Source organism: Chlorobiota bacterium (assembly GCA_016700335.1).
Lineage (GTDB): Bacteria > Bacteroidota > Ignavibacteria > OLB7 > OLB7.
In genome coordinates, this window is record CP065014.1 from 1,540,344 (window position 1) to 1,558,716 (window position 18,373).

Below are 18,373 nucleotides of genomic sequence, written 5' to 3' on the forward strand. Positions count from 1 at the left end.
AAAACTAATATAATTTTAAATTATTAAATCAAAACTTATTGAATTTCCAAAAAGTTGATTTTATAAAAATAAATATATAAATAAAATTTTAAATCATTTTTTATCAAATTTTAGTCTTCTTCACCAGGAACTTTTTCACCCATAACATAGCCAACACCTCTAACTGAATGTATTAATCTAGAATTTCCATCTTCTTCAGATTTAGTTCTTAATCTATTTATATATACATCTACTAAATTAGAATTGGCATAAAAACTATAGCTCCAAACATGTTGAGCAATTGTAGCTCTTGATAGGGTTCTACCAGCATTTCTCATTAAATATTCTAATAAAGAATACTCTCTAACTGTTAGTTCTATTTCACGCTCACCTCTTTTTGCTTTATGAATTACAGTATCAAGTACCAAATCACCAACTTTAATTAAAGTTGATTTCTCAGATCTTCTAGTTAGTGATCTTAATCTTGCAGTTAACTCTTCAAAATGAAACGGTTTTGCTAAGTAATCATCTGCACCAGCGTCCAAACCTGAAACTTTATCTTGGGTACCAGTTTTAGCAGTTAACATTAAAACAGGAGTTTTATTTCCTTTTTCTCTTAACTCTTTTAGTACAGAAATTCCATCTCTTTTAGGCATCATCCAATCTAATACAATGCAATCATATTCATTAGACAAAGCCATTTCTAGCCCAACTTCCCCATCTTCAGCAAACATAGATTCATGACCTTCTTGGTTCAAACCTTCAGTAATAAATTTTATTACTTTTTTCTCGTCTTCAATTATCAAAACTTTCATAATATTTTTATGTGTTAAACAATTTATAACAATTTGAAATACAAATTAAAAAAATTAACTATAATTTCAATTATATTAAAAAAAAAATTCAAGTATTAATAAAATTATTAGCTTGAATTTTAATTATAATAAAATTTAAAAATTTAACCTAAGTAAGTTTTTAATTGTTTTGATCTTGATGCATGCCTTAATCTTCTGATTGCCTTTTCTTTAATCTGGCGAACTCTTTCTCTTGTTAATTGAAATTTTTCTCCTATTTCTTCGAGTGTAAGAGCTTGTTCCCTATCTAATCCAAAATACAATTTAATAACCTCTGCTTCCCTTTCAGATAATGTTGATAATGCTCTTCTTACTTCTATTTGTAATGACTCTGAAATTAATCCTGAATCTGGATTTGGTTGAGTATCATTTTGCAATACATCCAAAAGCCTATTATCTTCCCCTTGAGCAAATGGAGCATCAACAGATAAATGCCTACCAGAAATTCTAATTGTTTCTGCAACTTCAGTTATGGACATATCTAATTCTTCTGCTAGTTCACTTGCAGTAGGTTCGCGTTCATATTGTTGCTCCAATCTTGAATACGTTTTCCCAATTTTATTTAATGTACCAACTCGATTTAAAGGTAATCGCACAATTCTTGATTGTTCTGCCAATGCTTGTAAAATAGATTGTCTAATCCACCAAACAGCATATGAAATAAATTTAAAGCCTCTTGTTTCATCAAACCTTTTTGCAGCTTTTATTAGTCCTAAATTTCCTTCGTTAATTAAATCACCTAATGATAATCCTTGATTTTGATATTGTTTAGCAACTGAAACTACAAACCTAAGATTTGCTTTTGTGAGTTGTTCTAAAGCTCTTCGGCTATCAAACCCTCCTCGTTTAATTCTTTTCGCTAAATCAATCTCCATATCAGCAGATAAAAGCTCCACCTTACCTATTTCTTGTAGGTAACGGTCTAATGATTGACTTTCACGATTTGTGTATTGTTTTGTTATTCTCATTTTTCTATAAATACATTTAAATTTTAAATCTCAATTGACTTAAAAATGGATTGCGAAAATAATGCTTTTATTGCTTTCACCGATCAAACAAAATTATTTAATTTTAACATCCTACTTTTAAATCTATTAAATTTAACAATTCAACTTTTTCAACATTGTTATAAATTTGAAACTTACTTTTATCAATTGTTACCATTATTAAATTTGATTCAATTGAAATTGCTGCAGAAATTGCAATTCTTTCTTTGTTATGGATATTACCTAATGACGAAAGAATAGTTCCAATTGTTGTAGAATATCTACTACTAGCTCCTAAAACCTTTAAACCATAAATTACTTCATCAACTTTTTGTTTTTCAATTTTATTCTTTATCTTACTATACAATTCACTTACTTGAATAAATGATGTATAACATGTTTGTTTAACTAAAAGTTTTCTTAAAATTGACTCAACATCTTTTGGAGAACATAAATAATCTACTATAATATCTGTCTCAATAAAATACCCTTTTGACATTTTTAATGTGTTTATGTTGGAATATAGAATTTAAAATTTAAATTAACTATTGAATGAACTAATATGAATTAAATAGATTTAATCTAATTTTATTTATTGCAGTTTTTTTACCTTGAACATCAAAACACTTTTCTAGTAAATCTGTAATCTCTTCATCATTTGATAATATTTGCAATGTATTTTTAGAAATAATTTCTGCGTTTTCATAATCATGTTCTTTCATCAATAATCCTATTAATGTTATGGCAGTATTTCTTATTGAATTTTCAATTTCTTCTCTAATAGATTCAAAAAAATCATCATACAGTCCACTAAAAGGTACTCCTTTAATAGCAATCTCTAAAGCTAATTTGAAATTGTGAACAGATAAATAGAACGATTTTTTTTTAAGACCTTTTCTAGCAAGTTTTAAATATTTGTAGAAATCAAAAATGTCAACCTGCATTAATTCTTCATTTAAAATAATTGGTTCAGTTTCTGAATTTTTAATTTCTTCTTCACCAACAAGCTCTCTAAGTCTTAACCTAACTACCCTCATAGTATTTCGTGCTTTATCTGGATCATTTTCACCAGTAACTATTTGACAGAACTCTAAAGCTGATAATTTATCATCTATTAATTTGTTTGCTACTGTAACTCCAATTGCTGTTCTAAGTCTTTCTCCCGAAATATATTCAGGATTACAATTTGGTTTAACAAGGGCAATCTTTCCAAATATTTTTAATTTTAATTTGTTGTTTATAGATATTGATTCAATTTTATAATATTTTTTTCTTAATGTTTCTATCTTCTTATTCCACAATGATTTAAATTTTTCATCTAATAAAATATCAGATTTTAAAATAATTGTTTTCATGTACAACCAAAGACCCCTTGCCAAACACCATTCTAAATGGTTAGTAATCATAATTAAAACATTACATTCTAATTTTTTATAATATTTTGAGTTTTCTATTTTGAGAAAAATCAGCAACTTAATAGATAAAAGTGCATTTATAATATTCCCAATTTTAAATACCTCATTTAATAATTCTGAATTAATTACATTTATTTTTTTCTCATCGAAGTTTTTATTTTTATCAAGTAAAATTTCAATTAACATTGTTAATCCAAATAATTTCATTTCATAAAATTCTGTGAAATCGTTTTTTTTCAGGTCCTTAACATTGATAACTGATAATAAGTTTACAAATAAACTAGGTTTGTATAATTCATCAAGAAATTTTAGTTTATTATTGATTAAGTCGATAACATAATTATCTTGTCCAGTTAAAATTAATGAATCAATTAAGTTGTTAAAATATACAATTTTAGAGTTAACAGCTATTTCAGTTAAATTCTCAAATTCAATAATAATTTTATCTGGAGAAAATCCTAAATCTATTTTTATACAATCAATAAAACTTCTAGCAAGTAAATAATCAAATTTATTCCCCAAAATTAAGTTCAAATTAATATTCTTTTCAAATACAATTTTAGATTCTTCTAATTTCCCATCTTCATATAAGAATATAGCTTTTATCTTCTCAATTAAATTTGTTTCAGTAACACTTAAATTACATTCTTCTATCCTTTTCAACAATTCATAATTTTCAGCTTTTTCCAAATTATTATTAAAGTTAGTAATTAAAAAAGTACCTACTTTTAATAATAGATTTTTTTTCCTAATTTCATCATTCTCACATTTACTCAATAGAAAACTGAATTTTTCTTTTATCAAATTTATAATCCAAAATTCTTGTTTAACATTGTTATGAGCTCTTATAATGTCTCTAACAAAAACTAAATAAGGTTTTGAGAATTGGATATTTAAATTGTTCTTAACTTTATCATCTACAAATTCTAACTCTTTCAAAAGATCAACATCTTTTCTAGAAATTATTTTATTGTAAAATAATGCATCGTAACCCCAAATAAAATATTCTGTAATTATCTCAGATTCTAATCCTTGGCATAATTTTATTAGCTCAGTAGCAATGTTTATAAAATTATCTGATGAAATATCTCTCTTAAAAATTATTAAGTTTGTAAATAAAAATTTTGCTTTTAATTCTTTACTTTTAAGACAACTTTCATCAAATTCAAACATTGTAATCTCACAAATTGATTTTATAGAATCAATTAGAATTGGAGCAAATTTCCAATCAATTGTATTGCTAATGTTATAAGCAATATCAATACAATTTTCAATTGATTTCTCTATCAAATTATTATCTAATTTTAGAACTGAACACCCAAATTTATTTATAAAATTGTTTAACTCTATAAATGGAACAAGAGAGAATATTGGTGAATTAGAATATATTATAGTTAAAATCCTTTCAAAATTCAGTTTAGATTTTTTTAAAAATGAATCATGAACTAACGAATGAGTAAAACTAAGTGGAGGATATTCAGAAAAGTTTTTACCAAGTCTTAAAGGTGTTTCTTTAAAAGTTTCAATTAAAACACCTTTAAATATGAGTTTGTTTAATAAACTTGAATTTTTAGTTCCGATAAGTATTTCAGCTGATTCCCTACTGAAGATTTCACCTAATGTTGAAAGTTGAGAGCATAAAGTCATTTCCATTTCATTTAAATGAGACAACATTCCTTCAGACAAACTCTCAATACTTTTAGAAAGTATAATATTAAAGTTTGAAACTGATGATTTAATTAATTTTTCATTAGTATCAATTAACCCTGCTTTTATGATACCTCTAATTCCAGATTTAATGGCTAATGAATTACCTCTTGTAATTTCTTTAATTAATAAAATAAATTTATCTTCTATTTCAAACCCTAACAAATTTTTAAGCATATAAAAAATATCTAGAATTGAATGTTCTTTTAAATCTAATTCTTTGATAAGATATGGTTCTATAACGCTATTAAATATTGTTTCAATCGGTCTTCCTAAAAAAAGAACTGAAATCATTTCATCATTTAATCCAGTTAACAATTTCTTTAAATCTGATAATGATTCTTTTGTAAACAAATGTACATCCTCAATTATTATAATTAAAGATCTTATATGAGATAAACTTGCTAAATTATTTATATTGCCATTTAATGTTTTATCTTGAAAAGTTCTATTTTTAAAGAAATTAAAAGATATAGCATCTAGTTCATTTGAAATAAGGTTTGGAATTTCATTTAATGAATTTGGGTATAATTTTATGTGAATAACAATTCCACCTTCCTTTTTGATGATTTGGATAATATGTTCAACTAATCTAGATTTTCCAATTCCTGCTTCACCACTTATCAACATTGCCCTTAAAGAATAAGATTCTTGAGTTGATTTCCAGAATTCAATTATTTCATTTTTGATATCTTCCATACCAAAATATGGAAGTATACCATGATTTAAAAAATTGATATAATTTTCATTCATAAAATATTTTTATTCAATGTAACGGTAAAAATAATATATAGTAACGGTTTATAAATATATTTATACAGTTAACAAATTTAATTTAAAATTTCAAACTTAAAATCCAATGTTAAAAAACACTAGTGTAATAAAAGATACATTTATTTCAAATTCTTTAATTAGATGCTGCTATGATTGTGGAACTTATGCTTTGAATAATGATAAGTTTTGCGTTCTATGTGGAAGTTCTTTAACTAATACTTGCCCAAAGTGTTTAGAAATTGTTCATCATAAAATTGCTTTCTATTGTCCAAATTGCGGAATAAATTTTGAAGAAAAAAAGGTTTAATAAGAATAGGTATTCATAAGGTTTTTTATTTAAATTTGTGAAATAGATATTGTAATATTTTTTTTTTCATAATTATCAATTTTTAAATAGATGACAATTTTAAAACTTTTTACTCTTGTTTTGATTCTGAATCTAATTTATTTGTCAAATGCAATTTGTCAATGGAGTAGTATTAGTTCAATGCCAACTTATAATAAAGGGCAGTCTGCTGTTTTTTATAATGGAAAAATTTATTCATTCGGTGGATTTGATACTGACCCAATTAACTCAGCATATTCTTATGATTTAACTACTAGTAAATGGACAAAGTTAAATGATATGCCTACAGCAAAGTATGGTAGTTATGCAATTGTAGTTAATAATAAAATATTGATTGCTGGTGGAACAGAAAGCAAAGATTTATTTTCAGACATTACATATGAATATAATCCAACAACAAATTCTTACTCAGAAAAAGCATCAATTCCAAACTCAACATATTTTGGTTCTGTCGCAAATGTTGATAATAGAATGGTAATTATTGGTGGAATAAATTCAAATTCTCAAGTTAGTTCAATAGTTCAAATTTATAATCCGACTACAAATGAATGGATTGAAGCAAATGGGACATTAAATGTTGCATACGCCTATCAATCATCTACAGTTTTAAATAATATTATTTATTTAATTGGAGGAACTCCAGATGGAACAATTACTTCGGGGAATTGTTATAAAGGTACATTAAAAGGAAATGATATTAAGTTTGAAGAAATTGGTACAATTCAAGGTGGTATTGTTAGTGCATCTGCAGGTGTTTCTGGTGGTAAAGTTTATGTTACAGGAGGATTACCATATCCAGAAGGTGGATTTTCAAAGACTTATTATTATAATGATAAAGAAAATAAATGGATTTCAACATTTTCTTTGCCTACAAATTCTAGTGAAGCACCACCATTAATTGGAGATGGAAATAATTTATACTTTTTAGGAGGAAGTGGAAATTTAAATTTGTTTAAATTTACACCAAATCCAAACCCTGCAAGTGTAATTAAAGTTGAGAAAAATGAAGTTTTATTAAATTTAAAACAAAATGAAAAATCCATTATTAAAATTCCAATTAGAAATATTGGAAACTCAAATTTAACTGGTACATTCTCAATTCCATCAGATGATGATTGGGCAACATCTGATTTGTCAAGCTTTTTAATCAAACCTGATTCTATAAAAGAAGCTACAATTAACATTGATGCAAGTAATCTTAAACCTGGTGTTTATCAAACTGAAATTGGTGTTGTGTCTAATGATAAGTTAAATTTAAATTCAGTAATAAATGTATATTTATTTGTTTTGCCAAAAGATGTTTTAACACAAAAATCAAATATTGTTGTTGAAGAAATAACTGGAGATTGGTGTGGATGGTGCCCTTATGGACATGAAATTTTATCAACATTAAAAGATAAATTCAAAGAAAATTTAATTAGTATTGCATATCATGGTCCTTATAATAAAGATCCATCAAAAGGAGAACCAATGTCAAATACTGAAGTTGGGAAAATGATTACAGCATTAAATGGTAACTCTTATCCAACTGCAGCTATTCAAAGAAAATTATTTAAGAATGAAACTAGTAGAATGACTAGTAGAGAGAATTGGGAAAAGTATATTAATAATGTAAAAGATGAGTTTCCAAATGCTCCTATTACAATTGAGCTTTTAGAATTTAAATTTGATGAGACTACTAAATTAATTAAATCTAAAATTAGATTAACTTCTACACAAGCATTGTTTAATAGTTCCATAACTTCCACAAATGCTTTAACAATTGTTGTTGTTGAAGATAGTATTAAATCTAATCAAACAAAATATCATTCAGATGGATCTCCAACTGAGTATATAGATAATTATGTAAATAATTCTGTGGCAAGACAAGTTTATCCATCTGCTACTGGAAAAGCGATCCAGTTATCTGGAGGAACTGTTATAGCTGGAGGTAAATTATCTTCTCCTGGAGCATCAACGATTGTTGATATAGAATTTAAATTATCAACTAAAGTTGAAGATGTGAACAATTCTAGGATAATCTTTATAGCACATAAAAATGAGAAAGGATCAGTATCTGATATTTTACAAGGATCTGAAATCAAATTAAAATCAAGTATATTAGGATCTGTAAAAGATGTTGAAAAACAATACAAATTAGCTATATCAAGCACACCTAATCCTTCAAAAGGAATAGTTGAATTTACATTTTATTTGCCAAAATTTGGACTTGCTAAGCTTGAAATCTTTTCCACAAATGGAGAAAAGATTTCAACAATATTTAATTCAACATTTGAAAATGGAGTTCATAAAGTAGTCTCAGATTTATCTAATTTGTCATCTGGTAATTACACATCAGTTTTAACAATTGGTAATGAAAAAGTAATAGAAAATATTACTGTAGTAAAGTAAATATATTAGTAATTAAAAAAACCGGTTCATTTTAAAAATTGAATCGGTTTTTTTATATTATAATAATATTTTTGAAATTAATCATATTCACCCCAAACAGACCTCATAACATCAGCAATTTCTCCTAATGTAACATAATTTTCAACTCCTTTAATAATATGAGGCATAACATTATCATTACCCATAATTGCAATTTTAATAGAGTTTAAAGATTCCTTTACATTATTTGATGATCTTTCATTTTTCACTTTTTGAAGCGATTCTATTTGTTTGATTCTAATGGAATCGTTTACTTTTAACACATCTTTAAAATGCGGTTCATCAATTTCAAATTTATTCATACCTACAACAATTTCTTTCAAGCTCTCAATTCTTTTTTGAGCTTCATAAGATGAATTTGCAATTTCTTCTTGGATAAATCCAAGTTCAACTGCTTTCACCGAACCTCCCATTTCATCAATTTTGTTTATATACTCAAATGATTTTCTTTCAATTTCATCAGTTAAATATTCAATATAAAAACTACCTGCTAATGGATCGGTGGTATCAACAATTCCAGTTTCATAGCCAATTACTTGTTGGGTTCTAAGAGCTAATCTTGCAGCCTTTTCTGTAGGTAAACCTAAAGCCTCATCAAATCCATTTGTATGTAATGATTGTGTTCCTCCTAAAACAGCTGCCATTGCTTGTAGTGAAACTCGAACTATATTTGTTTCTGGCTGTTGTGCAGTTAATGTTGATCCAGCAGTTTGTGAGTGAAATCTTAACATTAATGATTTTTCATTTTTTGCTTTAAATCTATCCTTCATTATTTTTGCCCACATTCTTCTTGCAGCACGAAGTTTTGCTATTTCTTCAAAAAAATTATTATGTATGTTAAAGAAAAAACTTAATCTTGATGCAAATTTATCAATATCTAATCCACTATCAACTGCTGCTTGAGTGTAAGCAATTGCATTTGCCAATGTAAAAGAAACTTCTTGGACAGCAGTTGAACCTGCCTCTCTAATATGGTAACCTGAGATAGAAATAGTATTCCAATTAGGTAACTCATTACTACACCAAGCAAACATATCAGTAATTAACCTCATTGAAGGTTTAGGAGGATAAATGTAAGTACCCCTTGCTGCATATTCTTTTAAAATGTCATTCTGTACTGTACCATTTATTTTAGATAAATCAGATCTTTGTTTTTTTGCTAATGCAACATAAAATGCTAATAAAGTTGAAGCAGTTGAATTTATTGTCATAGAAGTAGAAACATCTTCAAGTTTAATTCCATCAAAAAGTTTCTCAATATCAACTAATGTATCAATTGCAACACCAACTTTTCCTACTTCACCCTCTGATATCGAATTATCTGAATCATATCCTATTTGTGTTGGCAAATCAAATGCTACTGATAACCCTGTAACTCCTTGAGCTAAAAGATATTTATATCTTGCATTAGATTCTTCAGCTGTTCCAAACCCTGAATACATACGCATTGTCCATAGCCTATTTCTATACATTGATTTATGAATTCCTCTTGTAAAAGGAAATTTTCCAGGTTCTTCATCAGCATTCCCTTTTAGAAATAATGGAATATTAATTCCCGAATTGGTTGTAAATTTATTATCTTCTAATTCCATAAATGTATAACTATGTTTTAATAAAATTGATTGGTGTTTAATTTGCAAAATTTGTAACATTAAATTCAATTGAGTTTCTAATATTAAAAAATTAACAAAATTGTTGCTAACAAAAATATGATTAAAAAAATTTCTATTACATTATTCCTTTTGTCAGTTTTAAATTTTAAAACTAGTGCTCAAGTATTTGATATTCCCGAAAAAAAAATTGGGATATTTGAAGTGATGTTTTCAGGAGGAAAAACTTCTTCTTATTATGGTATTGATGGTTCAACAAGACTTTTTGACATTATTGGTACTACCTTAACTTCTGTTACTTTAACAAACAAAATCGATTTGAAATTAACTTCAAATTTAACCGCAAATATGGAATTACCTTTAAACTATATTTATTTAATCAGTGATTCTTTATTTCCAGAAAGAAGTATATTAAATATTAAACATTTTGGTATCGGCTTAACATATTCGTTTCTAAATTCATCAAATTTTGTTTTAGGTTTTTCTTCAATGTTTAAAATTCCTAATGGATTTCATCAAGGTTTATATAATGATACTAAATACCTAAGTTTTTGGGGTGATGGTTACTTCCAATTTAATTCAAACGGGATTATCAAATATAAACTAGAAGATCAATTTATTAAATTTACATTAGGATATAATTGGAGAGATGAAGAAGCTAAAGATGAAATCCTTTATAAAGTTGAAGCTGGTACTTCTAAAACTAAAGGTACTGGATTGTTACTATTTTGTGAAGGAGTTGTCTCAACCAAAAATCCAGCAAATCCTTCTAAAGCTTTTTATCCAGGTTCATCTGGCGAAAGTTATAACAATGAAGTTACTCAAGGTGGTGATGGTAAATTTTATATGATTGAAAGTGAAAATTATACTTCTCTTGGTGCTAAAGTAATTGTATATTTAACTAATGATTTATTTTTAGATGGTTCATATTCAATTAAACTTTTTGGTGTAAATACTTTACTTTTAAATCAAGCAAATTTTGGAATTGGGTATCCTTTTTAGATTTTTTTATTGAACAGAACTTAGAATTAAATTATGAAGTTTATTTTTCTTTTGGTGTTTTTTATAATTACTTTAATTCCAACATCTGCTCAGATAGTTGTAAACCCTACAGTTGTATATCATGGTTTAAATCAAATATCAATTTCATCTCCTGCTGGTATTAAATCAATACTTAGATATGATGGAGGATTAATTTTCTCATCATGGAAAGAGTTAAAATCAGGTTTTGAAAACAAAGACTTTAAAATTGGGCAATTACCCATAATCTCAAATTGTAATAAACAAATTAAATTTATAGTACAGTGTAAAGCATTATCATATGATACGAAATTAAAAATTAAGATAATTTCTTGTAATAATACATCGATAATTTATGATTTAAATTTAGCAGGTGTATGGAATGTCTACAAAGAAGAATATGGTAATGTAGAGCTTGGTAGTACCAAATGTCATATTTTTGAAGTTTTTGCCCAAGGAGAAAAAGTTAGATTAGATTCAATTATTAGCCCATCACCACTATTCAAAATTAAATACACTAATATTAAGCCTCCAGTAATTATTCAACCAAGAACAAAGTATACTTATGAAGTTTGTTATACACCAACTAAAATTGGAAGATTCAAATGTCCTATACTAACTTATATTCATAGAGAGCAACCATCAGGTGGGTTTACAAATTTCATTGTATCTGATACTGGATACGCTACAGTTGTTCTACCCAAAAACAAAATTATAACTCCACCACAACCATTAGCCATAAATAAAAGGAAGCCAATTGTACAGAAACCTAAAATTACATTTTCAAAACCGAAGATTAATGATATTAAAAATAATAATTCATTCTTTAATAAAACACCTAAAAATGTAAAGTCAAAAGATTTTACAGTTCTTAAGAAAAAGGAGAAAATATTCTCATATTCCAACCCAAAAATTGTTTCAATTAATACTGTTAAAAATTTAAATTCAATCAAAAATGGTAATGACTCTTTGAGATTTAATAATTCTTTGACAAAATATTTGACCTCAGGTTATTTACTTACTACCAATAAAAATTTTAAACCAATCAACGAAACATCTTTAAATTTTAAAGAACAAATTGATTATAATTTTTCGTTTAAAGATTTTAGAATTTATGATCCAACAACTTTTAGAATGATGTTATCACCTACTGCTAATTCTATTGGAAAAAGTAAGTTATCAATTGGTAATTATGATGTTTTAGGTTGGATTGCACAATATGGTTTAGATAGTAATTTAACTTTGATAGGAGCTGGGTTATTTTTACCAAGAACAAGTATTAATCAATTTACTTTAGTTGGTACAATAGGTTTAAAAAATGAGTTCTATAATCAAAATTTGTATAGATTTTCTGGAGGTTTGCAAACTGGAATTACATTATCAGATTCTTCAACAATTTTATTAGGTGTTCCTTACGTAGTATCGACTTTTGGAAATGAAGATCAACGAATCAATTTTGTTTTAGGGTATAGTATTAGACATCATGATAGATTTAATAATGATAAATTTTACAGATATTCTCCAATAGTTAGCATTGGAGGAGATTTCAGATTTATCGATAATTTTAAAATTATTTTCGAAACAGCATTATTCGACAACTTAAATACAAAACCATTTGTTTTATCTTTTAGATATTTTGGTTTAAATTATTCTATTGATGCAGCACTTGGAGTTAATTTTGACAATAATAACAAAATAAATTTTGCCCCAATATTGAATGGTTTTTATGTATTCTAAATTTATTAATTTGATTTTAAAATTAAGATTTCATACATTTTTAATAATTTGTTTCTAACCTCATATTTCAATTTTAAAAACAAATTTATTATTAAATTGCATCCAAAAATTATCATCGAAAAAGATATTATTCAACATAAATTACTTGCTGAATGGGTCAATCATGAAGCAACATGGTTATCGTATCCACATAATAGATTAGATTGGCCTGGAAAATTTTCACCAATTCAATGGGTATTTACTGAAATAATTAAGTTTGTTTCTAGAGATGAAATTGTTAGATTGGTTGTTAAAGATTTAAATCAAAAAAGAAAAGCAGAAAATTCACTTAAAAAAGTTGGTGTTAATTTAGACAAAATTGATTTTATTGTAACTCCAACTGATCGTGGCTGGATGCGAGATTGTGGACCTTGCTTCGTCAAAAAAGGAGCTTTTAAATCGATAGTTAATTTTAAATTTAATGGTTGGGCAAAATATAACAACTACTTAAAAGATGATAGTATTCCAAATATTGCAGCTAAACATTTATCTTTGGATATTGAAAATGCTATTTTTAAAAATGTTAATGTAATTCTTGAAGGTGGAGCAATTGATGTTAATGGTATAGGCAGTTTATTAACATCTGAAGAATGTCTGTTAGATAAAATCACTCAAGTAAGAAATGAAGGATTTACAAGAAATAATTATAATGAACTATTCAAAAAATACTTCAATGTTTCTAATGTAATTTGGCTTAATAAAGGGATTTCTGGTGATGATACTCATGGTCATATTGATGATGTTTGTAGATTTGTAAATGAAGAAAGTATAATTTTAGTTCGTGAAAAAAATCCTAATGATTTAAATTATCCTATCTTAGAAGAAAATTGGGAAATAATACAAGATATAAAACTTGAGAATGGCTTAAAACCTAATGTTATTGAATTACCGATGCCATCTCCATTATATTTCGATAATATAAGATTACCAGCAAGTTATGCTAATTTTTATATAAGTAATCATGCTGTTCTAGTTCCAACCTTTAATGACCCAAATGACAGATTGGCACTTAATATTTTAAGTGATATTTTTCCTAATAAAAAAGTTATTGGAATACATTCATTAGATTTAGTATGGGGTTTAGGCACATTACATTGCTTAACTCATGATGAATTTTCAAATTATTAAAAAACCAAATTATAGATGAGTACAATATTTTCTAAAATTATCAACAAAGAAATACTTGTTAATATAGTTTATGAAGATGATTTAGTTTTAGCTTTTAAAGATATTACACCGCAAGCACCAATTCATATTATAATTATTCCTAAAGTTACCGATTTAAAAACTTTAAATGATATTAACGAAAAGCATATTACATTATTAGGGCATATAATTTTTGTAGCTACTAAAATTGCAAAAAGTGAAGGTATTTCTGAAAATGGATATAGGATTGTAATGAATTGTAATGCAGATGGAGGTCAGAGTATATTTCATATTCACTTACATCTTTTAGGTGGTAGAGAAATGAATTGGCCTCCTGGTTAGAACATTAACATGTAAGTTATATTTAAATTAACATGAATAATTAATTTTCATTATTTCCTTTTAACATCATATCTAATCTTTTTAATGTCTTTTCTATACTGAACCAGCTAAGTTTTTCTTTTGCAATTTCAATTACATCTTTATAGTAATCTTTATCTTTTAGTAGCTTTAATCCAATTTCTACTGCCCTAGATGTGTCAAATGGATTATCTATTGTAGTATTGGGAAACAATGTATTTGCATGTCCAGTTGAAGATGTGGTAATAATTGGTATACCTAAAGCTGCCGCATCCAATACATATCTAGCCCATGTATATCTTGAATCTAAGTTTATCCATATTTTAGATTTACTTGCTACTTTCAAAAAAGAATCCATGGAACCCATTGGATATAAAGTTAAATTTTCATCATTATATATTTTATTAGTTTTTTTAATGTATTTTAATTTATCGAGTGAAAAATTTCTTGAAACACCCTTTATGTTTCTAACAAAACTTTTTTCAAAACCAATCATTTTACAGCCTAATTGTTTACCAATTAAATAGTCAATTGGAGTTAAACTAGGGATACTACATAATAAACAACTTTCCTCTTTCTCTTGCAACCCTATAGAATAATTTGAGATTCCTTCAATTGGATATGGAATACCTATGTATTTAATCTGTGTATAGGTTAAGGTTTGTAAAAATTTAGTCCCTAAGTTATTAATTGAAATTATAAAATCCATTTCATTTGCTAATGAACTCCAACTTTTCCAAACAGGAATTACATCAGATAAACAACCTTCAAATAAGCCAACTATTATTGATTTTCTAGTTTTGTTTTCTTTTAAAATGTCAGTATATTTTGCAATGTATTGGATATTCATATTCAAAATTATCAAATCATAATTATGAATATCAGAAGAGTTTAAAAGTAATCCATTTTTGTAAGTTCCTTTTAGTGCGTAAACCCAACTCTCAACTCCATTCATAGTTTTCTCAAATATTGAAGGTCTTTGATTCCAGATCCATTCACCAGTATTTCTTGCACATAATAACATTTTCATATTCTTAAGTTCTATCATAACTAAATAATTAAGCTAGTAAGTTATTGAATTTTAAAAAATTTAATTTGATTTTATTATTGTTTGAATAATAGTTTATTTGAAAAATATTTAATTAAAATTAAAACTAATCTTCAATATTTTATAAAAATAAGATATTAAATGTGAATTAATCTGTTACATTTAATTACTAAAAAAAGTTAAATTTTTGTAAATTAAGTTCAGAATTTCGCATCGTATTGCTTTACTAAAACTTGTATATAAAAAACATGAAATTATCACATAATTATTTTCTAGTAATTCCCTTTTTTCTATTATTAATTATTACTGTTTCAGCTCAGAATAATTTTGTTGTTGATTCAAATTTAGTTAAAAAATTATCATCTATTAATACAAAAGATAGAGAAAACAATCCAATTGTTTCATCTGATGGAAAAATTATGTTTTTTAATTCAACCCGAAAAGGAACTAGAGCTTGGGCAACATTTGATAGCTTAAACAATAGATTTGATGAAGATATCTATTTTACTCGTAGGTTATCAACTAACAATTCCGTAGAAGAGTGGAGTGATCCTGTCAACTTAGGTTCTAAAATTAATACTAAGTCAGATGAAGGAGTTGTATCTGTTTCTCCAGATTGTAAAAAAATTTATTTTACTTCTGTAAAAAGAGGTTGGCTTTTGGATGGAGGTCCATTTTATTATGCACAATTAAGAGATACCCAACTAACTAATTTCAAAGGTTTAGGCGGAGGAATAACCATGTTTTTCAGGAACAACACTAAGTTAAATGAAAAAGGAGATGAAGATATTCATTCAAAAAGATTTAGATTATACGGTGCTTCAATCAGTGCGGATGGTAAAGATTTTTATTTTGCAACTACTGCTGGTACTAAGTCCGGGTTTCATGAAATTTTTGTATCCCACTTTAAAAATAGAGAGTGGACATATCCTCAAACTTTAGGTAGTCCTATCAATGATTCTGATTATGGAAATTATGCTCCATTTATTGCTGCTGATGGACATACTTTGTTTTTTTCTTCAAACAGACCAGATGGCTATGGTGGTGATGATATTTATGTTTCTATCAATAAGGATGGATATTGGCAAAAGCCTGTTAATATTGGTTCACCTATTAATACCCCTACAAACGAATCTTTTATTTCTATGACAGCCTCTGGAGAAAATATCTATATATGCTCAACTAGGGATAGTAGTGAAGACATTTATACAACTCCATTATCTTCAATACTTCCCCCTCAATACGTTGTAATGTTAAGAGGTACTGTTTTAGATAGTATCTCAGAAAATCCATTAGGAGCAAGAATTTTAGCAGAAGAAACTCAAACTGGGGATGCTTTATTTAACACTTCTAGTGATGGAAAAAATGGGACATATTCTGCTGTTTTAGAATCTGGCAAAAGATATACATTTACTGTTATTGCACCTGGATATAAACTTTTTTCTATTGGCTATCAGGTACCAAAAAATACTACATATAGAGAGTTAATGTATAACTTTAAGTTAACTCCAATAAGCACAACTACATCACTTGAAAATTTCAACCCAACCAATGAAGAGAGTGATGTTAATGACCCTAGATCTAAAGATGAAAACATTGAAGGAGAAGATGATGAAAATGAGCCTACATCAAAACAGATTCAATTAAAAGGAATTATTACCGATAAGAAATCAAATAAACCTTTAAAAGGGGTAGTTACATTAATTGATACAGAAACAGGTGATACTTTAAATATAAAAAAAGCAACTCAAAATGGTGCTTATAAAATTAATATAGATCAAGGTATAGACTATACAATTCATATTAGTGAACCAAAACATTACCCAGTTAGTATTCCATATAAAGTACCTGAGACTATATATAGAAGAATAGTTACATCAGATTTCCAATTAGATAAAATTGAGGATGTTTCACCTTCACTAGTTGAGAATTTAAGAAATTCAAAAGTAGAATCTGATAAGAATCCTAAAAAAAATAGAACTAAAGAGATTCTGGAAAGAAATGATTCAACTAAAAATAAAACTTTAGATTTAAGAAAATTGAATGGCACAATAACGGATATAGGAACAGGTGTTCCTTTATCCTCAAATATTTATTTAAATGAATCTAAGTCAGGAAATCAAGCAGCAAGTACTAATTCACTTACTGATGGATTGTATGAAATAAAATTAATTCCAGGAATTAAGTATGATATTGTTGTCAGGGCTGAAGGTTATTCTCCAGAAACAAAATCATTAATTATACCAAAATCAAGTTCTAAACAAGAATTTACGTACAACTTTTCATTAAGTAAATTAAATGAGATTAATTCTAAAAATAATTCATTATCTACATTTGTAAATAAAGTTATAGAACCAAGTGAAAACAAAATTGATAATAATATGGAAGCTTTATATACTAACAAAAATCAACAACAAAATGATTTAGAAGAATATGTTACTACTAAACCAATTATGTCATTTGGTGGAAAAGATCTAGAAGTAAATCCATTATTTATTAACTTGAATGCTCCATTTAATTATGGAACAGCAACTGTTAATCCTATACTTTATCCACAACTTGATAGCTTGATTAGTATGATGAAAAATGACGAGAGTATGAGAATTCAAATTGGAGGACATACCGATAATGTAGGTTCATCAAGTTATAACAAGTATTTGTCTCAATTACGAGCAGATGCTGTTAAAATTTATTTAATAGAAAAAGGTCAATTTCAAAATTATAGAATTAAATCAAAGGGTTTTGGATTAGACCAACCAATTGATACTAATGAAAGTGATCAAGGTAGAACAAACAACCGAAGAGTAGAAATTAAATTATTAAAAAATAAATTAATTAAAAAATTCAAATTAACTTCAAAATAAACTTAAGTTTAAATAGTTATATTGTTTTATATCATAAAATTTTTACATTTTTCAGTTT

General features: G+C 26.6%; 13 protein-coding genes. 7 read left to right on the forward strand and 6 right to left on the reverse strand.

Annotated features, from left to right (window positions below; all coding sequences use genetic code 11):
- Positions 1–110: 110 nt before the first annotated feature.
- From IPP08_06320 to IPP08_06335, 4 genes are all read right to left on the reverse strand, one after another.
- Positions 111–794 (reverse strand): response regulator transcription factor, encoded by a 684-nt coding sequence (locus tag IPP08_06320; GenBank protein QQS67773.1) that lies wholly within the window; start codon positions 792–794, stop codon positions 111–113.
- A 143-nt stretch (positions 795–937) separates the two neighbouring features.
- Complete coding sequence (locus IPP08_06325) at positions 938–1,801, reverse strand: RNA polymerase sigma factor RpoD/SigA (GenBank protein ID QQS67774.1); 864 nt, start codon at positions 1,799–1,801, stop codon at positions 938–940.
- 103 nt (positions 1,802–1,904) lie between these two features.
- The gene (locus tag IPP08_06330) at positions 1,905–2,318 is read right to left on the reverse strand and encodes a hypothetical protein (protein QQS67775.1); all 414 of its coding nucleotides are present in this window, start codon (positions 2,316–2,318) and stop codon (positions 1,905–1,907) included.
- A gap of 58 nt (positions 2,319–2,376) precedes the next feature.
- Positions 2,377–5,694, reverse strand: a complete 3,318-nt coding sequence (locus IPP08_06335; GenBank protein ID QQS67776.1) for an AAA family ATPase — start codon at positions 5,692–5,694, stop codon at positions 2,377–2,379.
- 106 nt (positions 5,695–5,800) lie between these two features.
- On the opposite strand from IPP08_06335, the gene IPP08_06340 reads away from it, so the two are divergent.
- Both IPP08_06340 and IPP08_06345 read left to right on the forward strand, forming a co-directional pair.
- On the forward strand, positions 5,801–6,022 hold the full coding sequence (locus IPP08_06340) for a zinc ribbon domain-containing protein (protein ID QQS67777.1): 222 nt from the start codon (positions 5,801–5,803) through the stop codon (positions 6,020–6,022).
- 90 nt (positions 6,023–6,112) lie between these two features.
- Entirely contained in the window at positions 6,113–8,452 is a 2,340-nt protein-coding gene (locus tag IPP08_06345; GenBank protein QQS67778.1) for a hypothetical protein, read from the forward strand.
- Positions 8,453–8,529: 77 nt separating this feature from the next.
- On the opposite strand, the gene IPP08_06350 is transcribed toward IPP08_06345, so the two are convergent.
- Positions 8,530–10,143, reverse strand: a complete 1,614-nt coding sequence (locus tag IPP08_06350; GenBank protein QQS67779.1) for a methylmalonyl-CoA mutase — start codon at positions 10,141–10,143, stop codon at positions 8,530–8,532.
- Between the two features lie 57 nt (positions 10,144–10,200).
- On the opposite strand from IPP08_06350, the gene IPP08_06355 reads away from it, so the two are divergent.
- The 4 genes from IPP08_06355 to IPP08_06370 all read left to right on the forward strand — a co-directional run bounded on the left by IPP08_06355 (position 10,201) and on the right by IPP08_06370 (position 14,385).
- Complete coding sequence (locus IPP08_06355; protein QQS67780.1) at positions 10,201–11,103, forward strand: hypothetical protein; 903 nt, start codon at positions 10,201–10,203, stop codon at positions 11,101–11,103.
- Between the two features lie 33 nt (positions 11,104–11,136).
- Entirely contained in the window at positions 11,137–12,858 is a 1,722-nt protein-coding gene (locus tag IPP08_06360; protein QQS67781.1) for a hypothetical protein, read from the forward strand.
- Positions 12,859–12,984: 126 nt separating this feature from the next.
- Positions 12,985–14,025, forward strand: coding sequence for an agmatine deiminase family protein (locus IPP08_06365; GenBank protein QQS67845.1), 1,041 nt, complete (start codon positions 12,985–12,987; stop codon positions 14,023–14,025).
- Between the two features lie 15 nt (positions 14,026–14,040).
- Entirely contained in the window at positions 14,041–14,385 is a 345-nt protein-coding gene (locus IPP08_06370; protein QQS67782.1) for a histidine triad nucleotide-binding protein, read from the forward strand.
- A gap of 40 nt (positions 14,386–14,425) precedes the next feature.
- Here the strand turns inward: IPP08_06370 and IPP08_06375 are convergent, their stop codons facing one another.
- Positions 14,426–15,451, reverse strand: a complete 1,026-nt coding sequence (locus tag IPP08_06375; protein QQS67783.1) for a glycosyltransferase — start codon at positions 15,449–15,451, stop codon at positions 14,426–14,428.
- 248 nt (positions 15,452–15,699) lie between these two features.
- Between IPP08_06375 and IPP08_06380 the strand changes: the two genes are divergently transcribed.
- Positions 15,700–18,315, forward strand: coding sequence for an OmpA family protein (locus IPP08_06380; protein QQS67784.1), 2,616 nt, complete (start codon positions 15,700–15,702; stop codon positions 18,313–18,315).
- Positions 18,316–18,373: the final 58 nt, after the last annotated feature.